The sequence below is a fragment of the Bradyrhizobium sp. CCBAU 11357 genome (assembly GCF_028128865.1).
Taxonomy (GTDB): domain Bacteria; phylum Pseudomonadota; class Alphaproteobacteria; order Rhizobiales; family Xanthobacteraceae; genus Bradyrhizobium.
Window position 1 is genome coordinate 11,952 of record NZ_LBJW01000104.1, and the last position, 15,391, is coordinate 27,342.

At 63.8% G+C, this 15,391-nt stretch carries 17 protein-coding genes; 11 read left to right on the forward strand and 6 right to left on the reverse strand.

Annotated elements, in window-relative coordinates; all coding sequences use genetic code 11:
- Positions 1–79: 79 nt before the first annotated feature.
- Positions 80–682 (forward strand): PAS domain-containing protein, encoded by a 603-nt coding sequence (locus XI05_RS21935; RefSeq protein WP_271505486.1) that lies wholly within the window; start codon positions 80–82, stop codon positions 680–682.
- 153 nt (positions 683–835) lie between these two features.
- On the opposite strand, the gene XI05_RS21940 is transcribed toward XI05_RS21935, so the two are convergent.
- Complete coding sequence (locus XI05_RS21940; RefSeq protein WP_271505488.1) at positions 836–1,129, reverse strand: DUF718 domain-containing protein; 294 nt, start codon at positions 1,127–1,129, stop codon at positions 836–838.
- A 208-nt stretch (positions 1,130–1,337) separates the two neighbouring features.
- Between XI05_RS21940 and XI05_RS21945 the strand changes: the two genes are divergently transcribed.
- The 7 genes from XI05_RS21945 to XI05_RS21975 all read left to right on the forward strand — a co-directional run bounded on the left by XI05_RS21945 (position 1,338) and on the right by XI05_RS21975 (position 8,138).
- The gene (locus XI05_RS21945; RefSeq protein WP_271505490.1) at positions 1,338–3,287 is read left to right on the forward strand and encodes a response regulator transcription factor; all 1,950 of its coding nucleotides are present in this window, start codon (positions 1,338–1,340) and stop codon (positions 3,285–3,287) included.
- Between the two features lie 263 nt (positions 3,288–3,550).
- A complete protein-coding gene (locus XI05_RS21950) occupies positions 3,551–3,940 on the forward strand; it encodes a nuclear transport factor 2 family protein (RefSeq protein WP_271505492.1) in 390 nt (129 codons plus the stop codon).
- Positions 3,941–4,753: 813 nt separating this feature from the next.
- Positions 4,754–5,617: a L,D-transpeptidase gene (locus tag XI05_RS21955; protein WP_172786740.1), complete on the forward strand. Its 864-nt coding sequence runs from the start codon at positions 4,754–4,756 to the stop codon at positions 5,615–5,617.
- 110 nt (positions 5,618–5,727) lie between these two features.
- The gene (locus tag XI05_RS21960) at positions 5,728–6,750 is read left to right on the forward strand and encodes an LLM class flavin-dependent oxidoreductase (RefSeq protein ID WP_271505494.1); all 1,023 of its coding nucleotides are present in this window, start codon (positions 5,728–5,730) and stop codon (positions 6,748–6,750) included.
- Positions 6,751–6,894: 144 nt separating this feature from the next.
- Positions 6,895–7,230, forward strand: coding sequence for a type II toxin-antitoxin system RelE/ParE family toxin (locus XI05_RS21965; protein ID WP_333939967.1), 336 nt, complete (start codon positions 6,895–6,897; stop codon positions 7,228–7,230).
- A gap of 64 nt (positions 7,231–7,294) precedes the next feature.
- Entirely contained in the window at positions 7,295–7,576 is a 282-nt protein-coding gene (locus XI05_RS21970; RefSeq protein WP_271505497.1) for a helix-turn-helix domain-containing protein, read from the forward strand.
- Between the two features lie 163 nt (positions 7,577–7,739).
- Positions 7,740–8,138, forward strand: a complete 399-nt coding sequence (locus XI05_RS21975) for a VOC family protein (protein WP_271505499.1) — start codon at positions 7,740–7,742, stop codon at positions 8,136–8,138.
- A gap of 29 nt (positions 8,139–8,167) precedes the next feature.
- On the opposite strand, the gene XI05_RS21980 is transcribed toward XI05_RS21975, so the two are convergent.
- Positions 8,168–9,487, reverse strand: coding sequence for an aminotransferase class V-fold PLP-dependent enzyme (locus XI05_RS21980; protein ID WP_271505501.1), 1,320 nt, complete (start codon positions 9,485–9,487; stop codon positions 8,168–8,170).
- 195 nt (positions 9,488–9,682) lie between these two features.
- Positions 9,683–10,936 (reverse strand): GGDEF domain-containing protein, encoded by a 1,254-nt coding sequence (locus XI05_RS21985; protein ID WP_271505503.1) that lies wholly within the window; start codon positions 10,934–10,936, stop codon positions 9,683–9,685.
- A gap of 350 nt (positions 10,937–11,286) precedes the next feature.
- Here XI05_RS21985 and XI05_RS21990 point away from each other — a divergent pair, with 350 nt between their 5' ends.
- From XI05_RS21990 to XI05_RS22000, 3 genes are all read left to right on the forward strand, one after another.
- Entirely contained in the window at positions 11,287–11,820 is a 534-nt protein-coding gene (locus XI05_RS21990) for a hypothetical protein (RefSeq protein ID WP_271505505.1), read from the forward strand.
- 61 nt (positions 11,821–11,881) lie between these two features.
- The gene (locus XI05_RS21995) at positions 11,882–12,241 is read left to right on the forward strand and encodes a hypothetical protein (protein ID WP_271505507.1); all 360 of its coding nucleotides are present in this window, start codon (positions 11,882–11,884) and stop codon (positions 12,239–12,241) included.
- Positions 12,242–12,263: 22 nt separating this feature from the next.
- Positions 12,264–12,692 (forward strand): hypothetical protein, encoded by a 429-nt coding sequence (locus XI05_RS22000; protein WP_271505511.1) that lies wholly within the window; start codon positions 12,264–12,266, stop codon positions 12,690–12,692.
- A 308-nt stretch (positions 12,693–13,000) separates the two neighbouring features.
- Here XI05_RS22000 and XI05_RS22005 read toward each other — a convergent pair whose 3' ends face one another.
- The 3 genes from XI05_RS22005 to XI05_RS22015 form a co-directional block, all read right to left on the reverse strand.
- A complete protein-coding gene (locus tag XI05_RS22005; protein ID WP_271505513.1) occupies positions 13,001–13,459 on the reverse strand; it encodes a hypothetical protein in 459 nt (152 codons plus the stop codon).
- Between the two features lie 10 nt (positions 13,460–13,469).
- A complete protein-coding gene (locus XI05_RS22010) occupies positions 13,470–13,688 on the reverse strand; it encodes a hypothetical protein (RefSeq protein WP_025032458.1) in 219 nt (72 codons plus the stop codon).
- Between the two features lie 113 nt (positions 13,689–13,801).
- The gene (locus XI05_RS22015; protein WP_271505516.1) at positions 13,802–15,361 is read right to left on the reverse strand and encodes a hypothetical protein; all 1,560 of its coding nucleotides are present in this window, start codon (positions 15,359–15,361) and stop codon (positions 13,802–13,804) included.
- Positions 15,362–15,391: the final 30 nt, after the last annotated feature.

A 15,391-nucleotide genomic window follows, 5' to 3' on the forward strand; every position in this document is an offset into this window, starting at 1 on the left:
TCCATGTTCCAAAAAGGCTTGCGAACGCCTATTTTCGATACAAACAAGCGGCAAGACGCGCTGAATAACGGGTCGAGACATGACGATCGCCACTCGCCAACCGAACTTCCGGTCGCCCGCTGCGGTGATGGCGGAAGCACAGAACGTGTGGCGGCGGCTGTTCGAGCATTCGCCTCTTCCGATACTGGTCCTTGCGCCGGACTTGAGGATAGTCGACGCCAACGAGAGTTACCTCCGCGAGGTCTCGCGCTCGCGGGAGACGCTGGCAGGTCTGGACATGTTCGAGGCGTTTCCGGACAACCCACTTTGTGCGGGGGCGGATGGCGTTCGCAATCTGAGCGCGTCGTTCGAGACCGTGCTGCACACAGGGCGGGGACACGTTATGCCTCTGCAGCGCTATGACATCCAACCCGATGGACGACCATGGCAGGTACGTTATTGGTACCCGAAGAATTGGTCAGTGCTCGATGACAAGGGATCAACAGTCGCGCTGGTTCATCATGTTGCCGACGCGACCGCTTCCGTCTTGCACAGAAAGAAATTGCCGCTGCCTTCGTCATCCCGCTCGTCAGAGGATGTCTTGCAACGGGCCGACGAGGCGATTTGGGAAGCGCGAGAGCTGGTGAGGCAGACTCACGAGAGCATTCTGGCATGCCGCGCAGGCATGAAAGCCAGAAGCTAACCCCCCGGCTGGCAGCCCCACTCGTCCCAGCACATCAGCTTCCGGGCACCGGCAAGGCCGCCGGCACCGGGCGTCCGATTCGCCTCGGCGGCAAGACGCAGCGGTTCACGACCAAGGGTTTGCGGGTGATGAAGTCGCGGGGCTGCTCGCCGGCTACAGCGCGAGCACGACCTCGCCCGACTCCGCGTCCGTCACACCGCGTCCATTGCCCTGGTCCTCGAGCACGGACCTGAAGCTGTCGAGGGTCTTGATCATCGCTGAGCGTGCCGCCACCAGCGCATCCTGGCTGGACCACGTGCCGATGAGGCAGAAGGTCTGATCGCCGGTCCTGATGATGACGCCGTGCTCCAGCCCCGGCCATTTGGCCTTGCCGTCCCGGTGCGCATCGAGGAAGGCGCCTTCCTCGCCGGGCTTCACCTTGAACTTGACCACATTGTAAACCTGCATGATGCGTCTCCGAAGAATGAATGGATGAAAATGCGAGCGCCGGACCAGATCGGGTTCGGACCGACATTTTTGCACCTTGGCAACAAAAAGTCGAAGGGGAACCAAGCGGGCTGTTGTGCGTTGCTGCGCTGCTCCTGAAGGTGACGCCGCCAAAACCCGGTCGCCTTGCTGAGCCAATCAAGGCGGGAAGCCAGGCGGGCCAGAGCAGATGCGTCGTATCCGACTCGTGATCGCAGATCGCCGTCCGATCGTTTTGCAGGGTTTTGAGTCGCTATTTGCGACGGAGCGTGACTTCGAGATCGTTGCATCCTGCACCAATGGAGCCGATTGCCTCGAAGCCGTCCGGACGTTGACGCCGGATGTCGCGCTCGTCGAGGACGGATTTTCCGACGTAACGGCGTCTGGAATGCTCGCCGCCGTCAACGCCGAAAGCCTTGCCACACGGCTGGTCTTCTACACCGCATCGATCGCCCGTGGCGATCTCGCGGCGGCCATCGCTGCCGGTGCCTGCGCTGCTATACCGATGCGCGAGGAGCCGGAGAACCTGTTGCAGTCGTTGAGGCTGGTGGCGCCGGCCGCAGCCCGCAGGACCGGTCATGGCCCCTTGGGCGAAGCACTGACGGACCAGGAGCACAAGATCATCCGCCTGGCCGCCAGCGGCATGTCGAACAAGGAGATTGCGCGCCAGATCAAGGTCGCCCCAGCCAGAGTTGAGGCGCGTATCGAAGAGATATCTGCGCAGCTTGGCATAAAGAACCGGACGGAACTCGCAAGGTTCGCCCTGTCGCGCCTTTACGGCGGCGTCGGCGTGCTTGCAGCTCTGATTTGGGCCGTGCTCGACGACATTCAATCCGCAAACGCGAGCGCAGTCGACCATGCGGATGCCCACCCTGTCACGGTCATGACCGCCGACGGCACCGGCGCGGTCGTGACCATCAAGATTGCCCCCCAAAAGGCGAACGCTGCTTCGGGCAAAGCGGCCAAAGCCGTCCGCGTCGAGAATTCGCTGGCTGAGATGCCGATGCGGGCGAGCAAGCTCATCGAATCCCGAGCCGATGTTGCTGGCAGCACGATCACAGTGCCGACACTCAACCCTTCAAGGCCGAGCTCGAGCAACTTCGGCCCGTTCATGATGACCGCGGTCGGCCTCTCGATCTACGAACTCCTCAGCCGTCACGCCCAGGCGTCCACCGTTTGGGACAGCCCGAGCGATGTCTTTGCGTGGGCAGACACAAACGCCCGCAGCGAGTTGGTCGCCCTCAATAATCCCGGCAGGCCCGACTTCAACGGCTTCGACAGCCTGCCCTGGCTCGATTCCGACAGACACCATGAATCATTTGCCTTCGAGGCTGCCCCAGGCGATGCCATGGCCAGAGCCGACGAAGTTCAGATCATCGATGCTGCCGCGCGCGAGGACAGCTTCCGCGGCAGCGATAACCCTCACATCGGATCCGGTGCCGTCGACGCACTGAGTGATCATGGCGGCGTCGAGCAGGCGGCCGCAGCAGACTCACGCGATCATGAACAATCGCAACGCGATTCGCACGTTTCGGAAGACGGCGCAGCAGCAGGCAAGCCGCATGCCGAGCACGAGCCACCGGGTCACGATCCAAGTCACAGGCAATCGCAGCGTGACTTGCATGCTTCGGAGAACGGCGCAGCAGCCGACAAGCAGGATCCAACCGGACACGACTCCAATCCTGGGCAACTGCGTCACGCTTCGAAGGACGGTTCCGCAGCTGCCGAGCAGCATGTCAAGAATGATGGACCGGGAAGCCACGCCAATCACGGCCAGTCGCAACGTGACTCGCAACAGACCCATTCAGACGCTTCCACGAAGCTGCATGCCGAGCCGAGCCAAAAGGCTCGCGGCAACGACCAAGCGGAGCATGACGCCGGTCCGGCACAAACCGCTGCCTCGCCCAGGGCCGGCGATTCCTTCCGTTTCAAGAACGATGTGCCATGGGCCAAGGATTCGGATCATCGTGCGAATGGCTACGGCGCCGACGCGGCCGAACATGGTCCGCACCGAGGCGGACATGCTGATCTGGCGCCGATCCCGGATGCAGACCTGATTGGCCCGTCGCACGCGGAGCAAAGCGCAGTTGATCACACACGAGGCATCGAGCACCATCCGACGCATGATTTCTTTGTGTAGCTGGCTCGACGCCTCCGCGCACCGGCATCGGTGCGGACATTCAACGGAAGCCTCGAAGTTCCATTCACGAAATTCTGGCCCCGCGCGCGCAGCGCGAGCCCGGAACGATTTTTACCGAAGGTTGTTGAGGCTCAAGTTATGACGTCATTCTGGCCTGGGATGAGGCCAGCAAGGGAGGGCGCTTCGTCCAGCTCGAGGCCCCCGAGCTCTTTGAGGAGTTGCGGTCGGCCTTTCGTTCGTCGAACTCCAAAAGGAAAAATGGCATGATGAAAGGCGCGCTCGATCTGGCACGTGCCAGGTTAAAGGCCTACGTCGATAAGGATCGGACAGCGATCGAAGCGCTTCTTGCGGACGATTATCACTTCTCAAGTCCAATCGACAACGAGTTGGATCGTGCGACTTATCTGCGCCGCTGCTGGCCCAACAGCGAAAAAACCAGTTCCTTCGATGAAGTCATCGCGACCGAGAATGGCAACCGAGCAGTCATCGTCTATGAGGCAGCTGCTGCAGGAGGCCACCGGTTTCGCAATTGTGAGGTAACCACCGCTCGCGGAGACAAGATCGTTCGGGTGGAGGTCTACTTTGGATGGGATATGCCTCACAAAGCTCCGAAGGGCGGCTTTATCGAAAATGCCGGCAAGGGTCACGCTTAGCAGGATGCCGCAACCATCACCAACGCGGCTCTGGCGTTTGTCCGTGTTGAGGCAACGCTGACGATTTTCATGCTAACGCAGCTTCTGCTGTTCGCGATGGACGCGCTCTCTCTTGCGAGTCATGGTCCGACTGCGATGACCGCCCCCTGGTTCTAGAGCGTTAGCCCGGAGGATGGGCAGAGCGCCAGCGAAACCCGTCAATTCCTCCGCCTGTCGCGAGGCTTGATGGGTTTCGCAAGGGCTCAACCCACCCGACGTGCGTACTGTGCCTCGCCGAGGGACGGCGCTCAACCCGGACCTCGGCTGCATTTCCGTGCACGCGCCTGATGCAATCCGAGGCAAACTTTGGGCTAAAACAACATACGATTCACATATGTTGATGCTGGAACAACGTCGGCGGATTTCAGTCGCGATTGCATCATTTTCCCGATTGGTCCACCGCCGGGCCATGATCCAAGCCTGTTCGAAAGCTTGGTTTGGGGGTTACACGACATGCATGAACATCATGACCTAGCGGCTGACGCCGCTGTGCTGCTGCATGAGCGTGTGGAACAGCTCACGTCTCTGTTGTCCGAATTGGAAAGTCTTCGCGCCCGCGTGCTTGCGGCGGAGCGTACCACCGCGGCCGAAACCAATTCGGTCCGAGTGCGAGCGCCATCGCGGCACACGCCTTCTTCAATTTCTCCGGCCGTTACATCGGCTTGGAGTTGCGCCATTTCACGATGATGGCGTTAACCATCGTCAACGGGTGCTTCGAAGTTTCTTAAATCTTGCCGGGTACCTCTCCTGGGGCATAACGACCTAGGAAAAGACATGAGCAAGCGGGCCAAACGCCGGAAGGTCGAGACGATCGCACTGCCGATGGCCGCGCGCGTTGGAATTGGCGCCGTGGCCGTTGCCGCATTGGGGTACGGCCTGCTGGCTCCCCCGGCGAGCGTGCAACCGGTGCGGAAGCCGTCCGCGCCGCAGGCGATGGCATCGTCAAGTCCGGTCTACGTGGCACCTCCGGCTCCTGCAGCAGCGCCCGCGCCGGCTGCGATTCCGGCTCCGGCGCCGCTGGTCGAGCCGCCGAAGGCCGACGCCGACGTTCCCGGCGCCTTGGTCCGGCAGGTGGTCGACTATTCCAGCCACCAGATGCCGGGCACGGTGATCATCGATACCAAGAACACGTTCCTCTATCTCGTCCTGAACGACACGCAGGCGATGCGCTATGGCATCGGTGTCGGCCGCGAAGGTTTCGCGTGGTCCGGCGAGCAGACCGTGGCGCGTAAGGCAGAATGGCCGGATTGGCGCCCGCCTGCGGAGATGGTCTCGCGTCAGCCTTATCTGCCGCGGTTCATGGCGGGCGGGCCCGGCAATCCGCTCGGTGCCCGGGCGATGTATCTCGGCGAGACCGAATATCGAATTCACGGCACCAACAAGCCCGATACGATCGGCAAGCGGGTGTCGTCCGGCTGTATCCGGCTGACCAACGAGGACGTCGTCGACCTCTACGAGCGGGTGAAAGTCGGCGCGAAGGTGATCGTGCTTCCGACCAATGCGGCCCGTCGACCATCGCAAGGAGCGCCGCCCGACGCCGCGTCCCGATCGCCGGACCCGGCCTCGCCGTCGAACCGGCCGTCGGCAACCAATGCGCAGATGCCGTCACCTGGCCCGAAGATCGCCGAGGTGCAGTAGTTCGCGATCGCCGCGCTCTTGACCGGAGCTGGGTGGCCTGCGCTTGAGGAGTCACGGCTTCGTCAACACGCAGGGCACCCATCCGGCGCTACATGCGCTAGGGTGAAGCCATGAAAAAGATCGGATTCCTCTCCTTCGGGCACTGGACGCCCTCGCCGCAATCCCGGACGCGGTCGGCGGCGGATACGCTGCTGCAATCGATCGAGCTGGCCGTCGCGGCCGAACAGCTCGGGGCCGACGGCGCCTATTTCCGCGTCCACCACTTCGCGCGGCAGCTGGCCTCGCCGTTTCCGCTGCTTGCGGCGGTCGGCGCCCGGACGAGCCAAATCGAGATCGGCACGGCCGTGATCGACATGCGCTATGAGAACCCGCTCTACATGGTGGAGGACGCCGGCAGCGCCGATCTCATCGCCGGCGGGCGGCTGCAGCTCGGCATCAGCCGCGGCTCGCCCGAGCAGGTGATCGACGGCTGGCGCTATTTCGGCTATCGGCCGGCCGAGGGCCAGAGCGATGCCGACATGGGGCGGCGCCATGCGGAGGTCTTCCTCGACCTCTTGCGCGGCGAAGGTTTCGCCGAGCCCAATCCGCAGCCGATGTTTCCCAATCCGCCGGGGCTGCTGCGCCTGGAGCCGCATGCGCAGGGCCTGCGCGAGCGGATCTGGTGGGGCGCCGGCTCGAACGCCACCGCGGTGTGGGCGGCGAAGCTCGGCATGAACCTGCAGAGCTCGACGCTGAAGAACGACGAGACCGGCGAGGCCTTTCACGTGCAGCAGGCGGCGCAGATCCGAGCCTACCGCGCGGCGTGGAAGGAAGCCGGCCACAAGCGCGAGCCCCGCGTCTCCGTCAGCCGCAGCATCTTCGCGCTGATCGACGATCGCGACCGCGCCTATTTCGGCGGCGAGCGCGGCAGCGAAGACCAGATCGGCTTCATCGACCCGCGCACTCGCGCGATCTTCGGCCGCAGCTATGCGGCCGAGCCGGATGTGCTGATCGAACAGCTGCGGCAGGACGAGGCGATCACCGAAGCCGATACGCTGCTGCTGACGATCCCGAACCAGCTCGGCGTCGACTATTGCGCGCATGCGATCGAGGCGATTTTGACGCATGTGGCGCCGGCGCTGGGGTGGCGGTGACTGCGGTACATTCCCGGGGCTTGGAACCGGCGCCAGACTAATCCGCAGAAGGAAGCGGCACCGCCAATGAGAGAAATGCCAAGCACCGGGAACCGCTAACAAGCTTATCGTATGCCCTTGCTGCTATCTCAAAAATGAGATATAATGAGCATCGTGCCTTGGCAAGTTGATATCCTCAACGAAACCGTTGCTGCGGAAATCGCCGCGTTGCCCGCCGACATGCAGGCCCGCTTTCTCCGACTTGCGGAGCGCATTACCTCGGCTGGTCTGGAAAGCCTGGGTGAACCGCACGTCAAGCACCTTGAAGGGAAGCTTTGGGAGCTGCGCCTGACGGGACGTGATGGTATCGCGCGCGCGCTCTACGTCACGGCGATCGGCCGGAGAGTCGTTATCGTACGTGCGTTCGTGAAGAAGACGCAAAAGACCCCGCGGGCGGAGATCGAACTCGCGTTACGGAGAGCAGATGAGATCACACGGTGATCTCATTGGAACGATGGAGTGATCTTGCCTATGCGCGAATATACGCAACTGGAAGGGACATGATATGACAATCCCGTTCGAGAAGCTCAAGGCGCGTCTCCTTGCCAACCCGAAGGTCAAGGCGGAGTACGACGCGCTCGCTCCTGAATTCGAGATCGCGGCTGAATTGCTCAGGGCTCGCGTGCGGGCCGGTCTGTCACAGTCCGAACTGGCCGCTCGAATGGGCACCAGCCAGTCCACGATCGCCCGGCTTGAAAGCGGACAAACGCTGCCGAGTACAAAGACACTTTTGCGCTATGCAGAGGCGACCGGCAGCAAGTTCCGCGTACGACTATCGGCCGCCTGAGGCGGACGGCCGCCGAATGTGTAAAGGCAAGCAGCAATCCAATCACAAAACTATCCATGACGTGAGCGACGCCGAGGCGTCACATAGGTGATCACACGCCCGTGCTGTGTTTTGCTACCCGACTTCCCGACAACGAGCTTGCCGCCATTCGCCAGGTCGCGCGATGAATCAGCGTCTGTCCCTCATCAGTCTCGTGGTCGCCGACTATGACGAAGCGATCGCCTTCTTCACGCGTGCCCTGAATTTCGAGCTTTGCGAGGACACGCCGCTCGGCGGCGGCAAGCGCTGGGTAGTGGTGCGACCGCGGGGCAATCCCGGTTCTGGCCTGCTGCTGGCGCGGGCAGACGGTCCGGCGCAGACAGCGCGCATCGGCGACCAGACCGGCGGGCGCGTCTTCCTGTTCCTGGAAACGGATGATTTCGAGCGCGATCATGCGCGCATGGTCGCCGCCGGCGTGCGTTTCGTCCAGCCGCCACGCCACGAGGCCTATGGCGTCGTGGCGGTTTTCGAGGATCTGTGTGGCAACCGCTGGGACCTCATCCAATCATCGAGCCGCAGTTGACGCCCGACGTCGCCGCTTCCGCCCCGCCCTCACCCCGTCTTCGTCCCCGTGATGACGGCCAGTGCCTCGACGAGGCGGTCGAGATCGGCCTCGTCGGTGAACAGCGCCGGCGTCACACGGATGCACTGGCCTTTGGCGACGCCGGCGCGGCGCACCGTCATGATCTTGTAGCTGTCGCGAAGCTTCGCAACGATGGCCTCGTTGTCGGCCTTGCCGGTCTTGCCGGCGAGGCGGAAGGACGTGATCGCGCCATATGAGCCGGCTTCGTCCGGCGTCAGGATCTCGATGTCCTTGAAGCCGCGGACGCGGCTCACCCAATAGTCGCGCAAGTGGCGCAGGCGCGCCTGCTTGGCCGCCGCGCCGATCTCTTGATGCAGCGCCAGCGCCGTCGGCACGGTCAGCACCGTGGCGAAATTGACCGTGCCGGTATGCACCCGCGAGCGGATGTCGCTTTCCGGAAAATCCTCGTCGCCCATGTCGCGATCGATGGCCGAAAGGCGGTCCTTCCTGATGTAGAGAAAGCCGACGCCGAGCGGCGCGCCGATCCATTTGTGCAGATTGAAGCCGACGAAATCGGCCTCGAGCTCGCTCACCCGGAAATCGAGCTGTCCCCAGGAATGGGCGGCATCGATGATGGTGTCGATGCCCTTGGCCTTGGCCATGCGGGCGATCTCAGCGACCGGCATGACGAAGCCGGTGCGATGGCTGACATGGGTCAGGAGCAGAAGCCGCGTCCTCGGGTTCGCCTCGATGGCGCGGGCATAGGCGTCGAGCACCGCCTGGCGGGTGGCGGGCTCCGGCACGTCGAACTTGACCACGTCGACGCCGCGGCGCGCCTTCAGCGCGTTCATCGCGTATTGCATCGAATCATAATCGAGGTCGGCATAGAGCACGCCGTCGCCCGGCTTCAACCTGTTGTAGCCGCCGATGAGGAGCTGAAGCGCTTCGGTCGCGCCGCGTGTGAGCGCGATCTCCTCGGGGAGCGCGCCGACCGCCTCCGCCACCTTGGTGCGCACCGCCTCGAAATCCGTGCCCGCACGCAGCCGCGCGTAGTAGGTGTTCTGATAATTGACCATGTCGGACTGGCGAATGAACTCGCGCCTGACGGGCTCGGCCATGATGCCCCAATAGCCGTTCTCGAAATTGACGATTTCAGGCGTGACGGCATAGAGCCCCTTCACGGCCGCCCAATAGGACTTGTCGGTTGCGACAGCGGCGGCTGGGCCGGTCGGCTGCGGCGGAAGGCCCGCGGCGGCAAAGGCCGGCGCCGCAAGCGGCGCCATTGCCGCGGCTGCAAGGCCCTTGAGCATCGCGCGGCGGTCCGCCGAAATCGTCTTGATCAGTTGCATGTCAGCTCTCCCCAGAGCGTCTTCGGGCGAAGCGGCGTCGGGCTCGCGTCAAGAAAACGCATCAACAACAATCCGGAGCTCGGTCCCGATGTCATCGGAACGGAGCCCTGGCGCGCCGGGAAAAGAGCAACGGACGATGCAGCTAAGATGACCGGAGCATGACAATGCGATGATCGAGCAAAGGAGATTGCAGGATCAGGCTGCTGCCCGCTTTGTTGCCGCTCGCGCGTGCTCCGCGGACGGGATCGGACGGTCTGCAGAAACGCCGGGCACGAGCGGAACGAGCTCGTCCACCGCGCTCTCGACCCGATTGCGGCCGAGCGACTTCGCCGTGTAGAGCGCCTTGTCGGCGCGCTCGCACAGCGCCTCGATGCCGCCGGGCGCGCTGTCCGCATGTGCGAGGCCGACGCTGACCGTGGCTGCGATCACGACATCGTCCACGACGCGCGCAATTGCCGCGAAGCTCTCGCGGACGCGCTCGGCGACCGCGATCGCCGCCTGCCGGTCGGGCCCGCTGACGATCGCAGCGAACTCCTCGCCGCCGAGCCGGCCCGCAACGCCGCCTCGCGGTAGATTGGCGGACAGCGTCTGTGCGAACAAGCGCAGCACGCGGTCTCCCGTCGCATGCCCATGGGTGTCGTTGATCGATTTGAACAGGTCGAGATCGAACAGCAGGAACGCGATCGTCCCGTTCGTAGGTGACTTCAGGCTCTGCTCGCCAGATTCCAGGAAGGCGCGGCGGTTGGCGAGACCGGTCAGCGCGTCCGTCATCGAGGCGCGCTTGTGCGCGAGCTCGCTCCGCTCCTTGGTGAGCGCAAGAAACAGATAGTTGATGGCGATGAAGAAGAGCAGGGTGAACGCGCTTACGATCGCGAACCAGAACGATTGCAGCGCCTCGAAGCGCGTGACCGGCGCCGTGGCGAGGGGATTCACCACGTGGAGCGGAATGCGCACGAGAAACAGGCCGCCGCCAAGCGCGGTCAGCACGATCAGCGGCCAGCGCGACAGCAGCGGCTCGGCGCGGCCGGTCCACAGCACGTAGGCGCAGCCGAGCGAATAAAAGCCGAGGGCGACCGAAACGATGATGACACGCGCCGTCGCGGACTCGTACAGTGCCGGGATCTGACAGGTCACAATCCATGTCGCCGCGCCCGCGAGCAGGAGAAGCGGGCTCGTCCGCCGGCCTTCGAAGCAGCGCGCCCCCTCCAGCATCAGAGCGCAGGCCGTGAACAGGACGGCGTAGGCGAGATCGAGCGACAAGGCGTCCGGGATCACGCCGCGCAGGCAGAGCAGGCCAAGCGCGGCTGCCATGACCAGCACGGCGCCACCCCACCACGCAAGGGCGCGAACCGCGCGATTTTGCAGCCACGCGAAAAGCGTCAGGGCGCCGAGCAGCACCATGACTGCCAGCATCAGCACGTAGATCGTGGGGACATGGAGCAGCGGCATGATTCTCACCCTGTCGCCGCCGCTATATCAAACCACCGCTACGATTTGCTTGCGATGATTGGTAAACGTGGTCGTAACGGCCGAGGTCTTCGCGCAGGCCAGGGAGGCGGACGCGCCGAGCATTCCGCAATCCATTGAGTCTGACGCTCGCGGCGAACAGACAGACGACGACGTCCTCTCCAGGCAGATGAACGGCGGATGAATGAACGCGATGGCTTTGCGCGCCGCGGAACTGACTCAGGCCGCATCAACACGTCAACGTGTCTGGCACAAGGAACGTTTGCGCGATTGCCAATTTATCCCGTGCCTGATTGGCGATTTGATTTTGGAAACCCTGGAGGAAAATGGACATGAGGATCCTGAAGCTCTCTGCGGCTGCGGCCGCGCTGCTGGCCGGCACGGCGCTCGCCGTTGCGCAATCGAGCTCGACGATCGGCACCGGCGGTTCATCGGCCGGCGGCGGCACCAGCTCTTCGACGGTGGGCACCGGTGGCTCTTCGGCTGGCGGCAGCGGGTCGGGCTCTGCATCGACGCTCGGCACCGGCGGCTCGTCCGCGGGCGGCGGCACCAGCTCTTCGACCGTTGGCACCGGTGGTTCGGCGGCCGGCAGTGGCTCGGGCAGCGGCTCGGCCTCGACGCTCGGCACCGGTGGCTCATCGGCCGGCGGCGGCAAGAGCTCGTCCAGCGTCGGCACCGGCGGTTCTGCGGCGGGCAGCGGCTCCAACTCCGCCTCGACGGTCGGCACCGGTGGCTCGTCGGCGGGTGGTGGCAAGAGCGGCTCGACCGTCGGCGCGGCCGGCTCGTCCGCCGGTCATGCCAGCGACAGAGGCATGGAAAAGGGCAAGGGCCACCACAAGGACGAGATGAAGAAGGACAAGGATTGATGCCTTGACCGGGGAGCGGCAGCGATGCCGCTCCTTTCGTCTTCGTTGGAGGAGAACTCGCATGAACAGATCAATCATTGCGATCGCAGCGTTGGCCTTGGTCGGTAGCGCAGCTCAGGCGGCAACCATGGAAAAGACCGGCAAGACGGCATCCGGCGAGACCTGCAAGGTCACCGTCGAGAAGCATGCTGATGGAAGTATCACTGCGGTCGGCGCATCGGGCTCGGGCTCGGGCACGACCGGCTCGACGGCATCGAGCGGCTCGCTGTCGAGCTCGAGCTCGGCCGGCGGATCGTCGGTCCATGTGCAAGCGGGCGGCGGCCACGTCTCGAGCTCCTCGTCGACGGCGGGAGGACCTGGCTCCACCAGCGCCAGCACCGTCACCGTCAACGGCTGCACGATCTCGACGTCTTCGCCCTAAACACATCTGAGAGGATTGAAACATGAGGACTCTGCTTACGACCTCGGCGGTCGCGCTCCTGCTCGCCGCCACTTCGCCCGTTCTCGCCCAGAAAAGCATCACCGGCGGCAGCGGCGGCTCGGCCGCGGTCGGCGGCACTTCGGCCTCCACGGTCGGCACGGGTGGCACGTCCACCTCGGCGACCGGCAACACCGGCTCCTCGATCGCGGCCGGCGGAAGCGCGGCGGCCGTCAACGGCAAGACGCAGAGCGGCGTCAGCATGAACAAGGGCAACGGTCCGGTGCTCAACTCCAACGCCCGCGCCCAGGCTCATGACGGCGGCACGTTCAGCCGCTCGCACACCCGCACCAAGGTGAAGGCCGGCGAGCAGGTCGGCTCGACCACCAAGACGATGTCGCATGTGCCGGGTTCGAAGCCGACCATGTCGACAACGTCGACGACGGCTCGCTAGAGCGGAATGCTTTAGGTCGAATCGATTGCCACGGGCTCGGTGCAACCTCTCCCGCTTGCGGGAGAGGTCGCGCCGGAGGCGCGGGTGAGGGTTTTCTCCTCTAGGGGATTGTCCCATTGCGGAAACACCCTCTCCCCAACCCTCTCCCGCAAGCGGGAGAGGGAGCGCACCTCCGTCTTTGCAGCGATCGAGCCTCACTTCATCGCGCGCTAGACGCAAATACGCGCGGCTCTATTCCTCACGACCTGCTGCCCGGCTTGCCCGGGCAGCTCTTTTTCGTCTTGTGACTTTCCGTCTTGTGAGCTGGCTCAGCCGCCACGCAGGCTGTGGCTGATGCGGGTCACGACGGCGTCCCATCGCTGCTTCTGGGCGGCTGGATAATTGATCAGAACGCAGTGCACATAGCCTCGCGCGAAATTGCAGCGGTCGTACCAGATCTTGTCGCGCTTGATGCTCGAGACCACGAAGAAGTTCGACGTGATCCGCTTGTAAATGATCCCTGTCGGCGGATTCTTCCTGGCCAGGAATTCAGCCGGCGACAGGCCTTGCTGGTTCTCGACCGCCTGAACGGTGAGGTCCGCACTGCCGTCCTGGCTGCGAAACTGCTGCCCATAACCGTCGGGCTTCGCGGTCGGCTCGGTAAAGATCGAGATGGGAATGTCGACCGAGGTTCCGGATTCCGGGATGCGGTAGGCCCTCCAGCCGTTTGCCGAGGCAACTGAGGATGTCGCACAGAGCGCGATGATCGCGGCAATCAGTGTCTTCATGTTCGCCTCGTCACTTGCGTGGCGCCAGCTGCAGCTCCATCAGGGCGATCCTTTGCAGGTCGGCGACGTTCCGCTCGCCTGCGCTGGCGGTGCGCAGGATGGATTCGGCGAGCGCGTTGACGTGCGAGGAATGCACGGGGTCCGGCAGGGTCGCAACGGCAGCTTCCAGCGCGGTCGTCATGATCTCGATCACCTCGGGAGAAAATTCGGCGTTGGAAAAATTCTTCATCGCGTGCTTCGGCCGCTTGTGCGGGTCCTGTTCAACGCCGGGAAAAAATGGAAGTTCCTGGATAACGCGCGGTCCAAGCACGGGGCGAGCAGAACCGCTGGCGCGCCGGCAGCCTACGTGACGGGCTGGTAGCCGGTGAGCCGAACGGGCTCGGCATCCTCGTTTGCAACTGTCTGCACCCTCACATGGCTGCCGATGACGAGGCCGGCGAGCGAGAGCATCAGGCCCAGCGCGAGCGGCGCGAACAGGGCCTCTTCCTGAAACAATCCGTTGAGTACAACGACCAGGACGCCGAAACCGGCAAGGCCCTGGGTCAGATATCCGGACGAGGCGTACAGGCGCCAGGCCTTGAGGGCCATCGCGAAATAGAAGGCCAGCGGCACGAAGGCCGCGATTCCCATCTGGTACAAGAGCACGCCGATCGCGCTTTCGACCGCGCCGTCGATCGTGCCGGCGGCCTGCGCAGCGCTCCAGTCGATGGAAAAATAGCTCTCCGACAGATTGCCGCCGATGCCGAGGCCACGGCCGTAAGGTCTCTGCACGAATCCGTCGAGACCGCCCATCAAGCCGATGACGTGATAGTCGCCGATCTGCAGGCCGAGGCGGATCGCCAGGATCGCAAAGGCGATCATGCCGGCGAACCCCAGCAACAACGTCGCTACGGCACCGATGAGGCGAGTCCCGATCCAGCCCGCAGCCACGAAGACGACGGTGATGAGCGCTCCCTTCACGCTGCAAAAGACCAGCAGCGGCAGGGCTGCCAGGGCGAGCAGCGGGCGTCCGACCGAGAACAGGAACAGGGCGAGAAAGCCGATCCCGTAGGCGAAGCTGATCGGGTGCATGTTCGGACCGTTGATGCGCAGCATCTTCGACAGGCCGAAACCTTCGAGCAAAGGCGTGTTCAGGAAGTCGAAGCTGAAACGATCCTTGAGCGTGACCGGCACGTTGCCGGTCTGCCGCATCTGGACCTCCCAGACGCCGGAATGGGTCGCCTTGAGCTCGTCGAAGCCCCAGAACGTATGGCCGTTGGTGACGGCCAGCCAGACATCGCGCAAGACGAGCTCGACATAGCCGCACAGCATGAGGATGACCGCGAGCGCGATCAGGAACGGCGTGATGCGCACCTCAAAGGTTGCCGCGGTCAGGAGCGACAGCTGAAACAGAAACAGCGGCAGGACGATGTTGCGCAAATAGACCGCCGCCGGCTGTCCATCCTGGACGAACCCAATCGCGAAATAGAGCGAGACGACTGCGAGGGTGAAGACGCCCCAGCGCATGATCTGATTGACTTCCCTCGACTGACCCCTCCGGCCGAGCACGTAAAGCGCGAACGTCGCCAGCCACATCACGGAGCAGACCAGGAAATTGTAGCCCTTGATGAAGTCGAGATCGGACGGGAGCGGGACCAGCGGCGACAGCACGGAGACGAACAGGTTCTGGAAGAACAGGACGAAGATCGCGACCGCCGGCGCGGAGGTCGGGACCGCAACGACGATGGCGATGCCGATCAGGACCTCGACGGTGATGGCCAGAGCCGGATTGGCGAGGTGCAGAACCGGCGCAGAGCCGATCGTCGCGATGGCGATGCAGAAGGTCACGGCCAGCTCGCGCCAGGCTGGAGGCGACGGCGCGGCCTGCACGCTCTGGCCTTGCGGTGAGTACCCGGCGCTCATCAATGGTCCTTTGGCATCGCGCCGGGACAC

Bases quoted from the DNA above. Each gene is read 5' to 3' on its own strand.
- XI05_RS21970 (WP_271505497.1), top strand. From the start codon at position 7,295: ATGACAATCCCGTTCGAGAAGCTCAAGGCGCGTCTCCTTGCCAACCCG.
- XI05_RS21935 (WP_271505486.1), top strand. From the start codon at position 80: ATGACGATCGCCACTCGCCAACCGAACTTCCGGTCGCCCGCTGCGGTG.
- XI05_RS21965 (WP_333939967.1), top strand. From the start codon at position 6,895: ATGAGCATCGTGCCTTGGCAAGTTGATATCCTCAACGAAACCGTTGCT.
- XI05_RS21995 (WP_271505507.1), top strand. From the start codon at position 11,882: ATGAACAGATCAATCATTGCGATCGCAGCGTTGGCCTTGGTCGGTAGC.
- XI05_RS21955 (WP_172786740.1), top strand. From the start codon at position 4,754: ATGAGCAAGCGGGCCAAACGCCGGAAGGTCGAGACGATCGCACTGCCG.
- XI05_RS22005 (WP_271505513.1), bottom strand. From the start codon at position 13,459: ATGAAGACACTGATTGCCGCGATCATCGCGCTCTGTGCGACATCCTCA.
- XI05_RS21985 (WP_271505503.1), bottom strand. From the start codon at position 10,936: ATGCCGCTGCTCCATGTCCCCACGATCTACGTGCTGATGCTGGCAGTC.
- XI05_RS21960 (WP_271505494.1), top strand. From the start codon at position 5,728: ATGAAAAAGATCGGATTCCTCTCCTTCGGGCACTGGACGCCCTCGCCG.
- XI05_RS21980 (WP_271505501.1), bottom strand. From the start codon at position 9,487: ATGCAACTGATCAAGACGATTTCGGCGGACCGCCGCGCGATGCTCAAG.
- XI05_RS21945 (WP_271505490.1), top strand. From the start codon at position 1,338: ATGCGTCGTATCCGACTCGTGATCGCAGATCGCCGTCCGATCGTTTTG.
- XI05_RS22015 (WP_271505516.1), bottom strand. From the start codon at position 15,361: ATGAGCGCCGGGTACTCACCGCAAGGCCAGAGCGTGCAGGCCGCGCCG.
- XI05_RS22010 (WP_025032458.1), bottom strand. From the start codon at position 13,688: ATGAAGAATTTTTCCAACGCCGAATTTTCTCCCGAGGTGATCGAGATC.
- XI05_RS21950 (WP_271505492.1), top strand. From the start codon at position 3,551: ATGATGAAAGGCGCGCTCGATCTGGCACGTGCCAGGTTAAAGGCCTAC.
- XI05_RS21990 (WP_271505505.1), top strand. From the start codon at position 11,287: ATGAGGATCCTGAAGCTCTCTGCGGCTGCGGCCGCGCTGCTGGCCGGC.
- XI05_RS21940 (WP_271505488.1), bottom strand. From the start codon at position 1,129: ATGCAGGTTTACAATGTGGTCAAGTTCAAGGTGAAGCCCGGCGAGGAA.
- XI05_RS21975 (WP_271505499.1), top strand. From the start codon at position 7,740: ATGAATCAGCGTCTGTCCCTCATCAGTCTCGTGGTCGCCGACTATGAC.
- XI05_RS22000 (WP_271505511.1), top strand. From the start codon at position 12,264: ATGAGGACTCTGCTTACGACCTCGGCGGTCGCGCTCCTGCTCGCCGCC.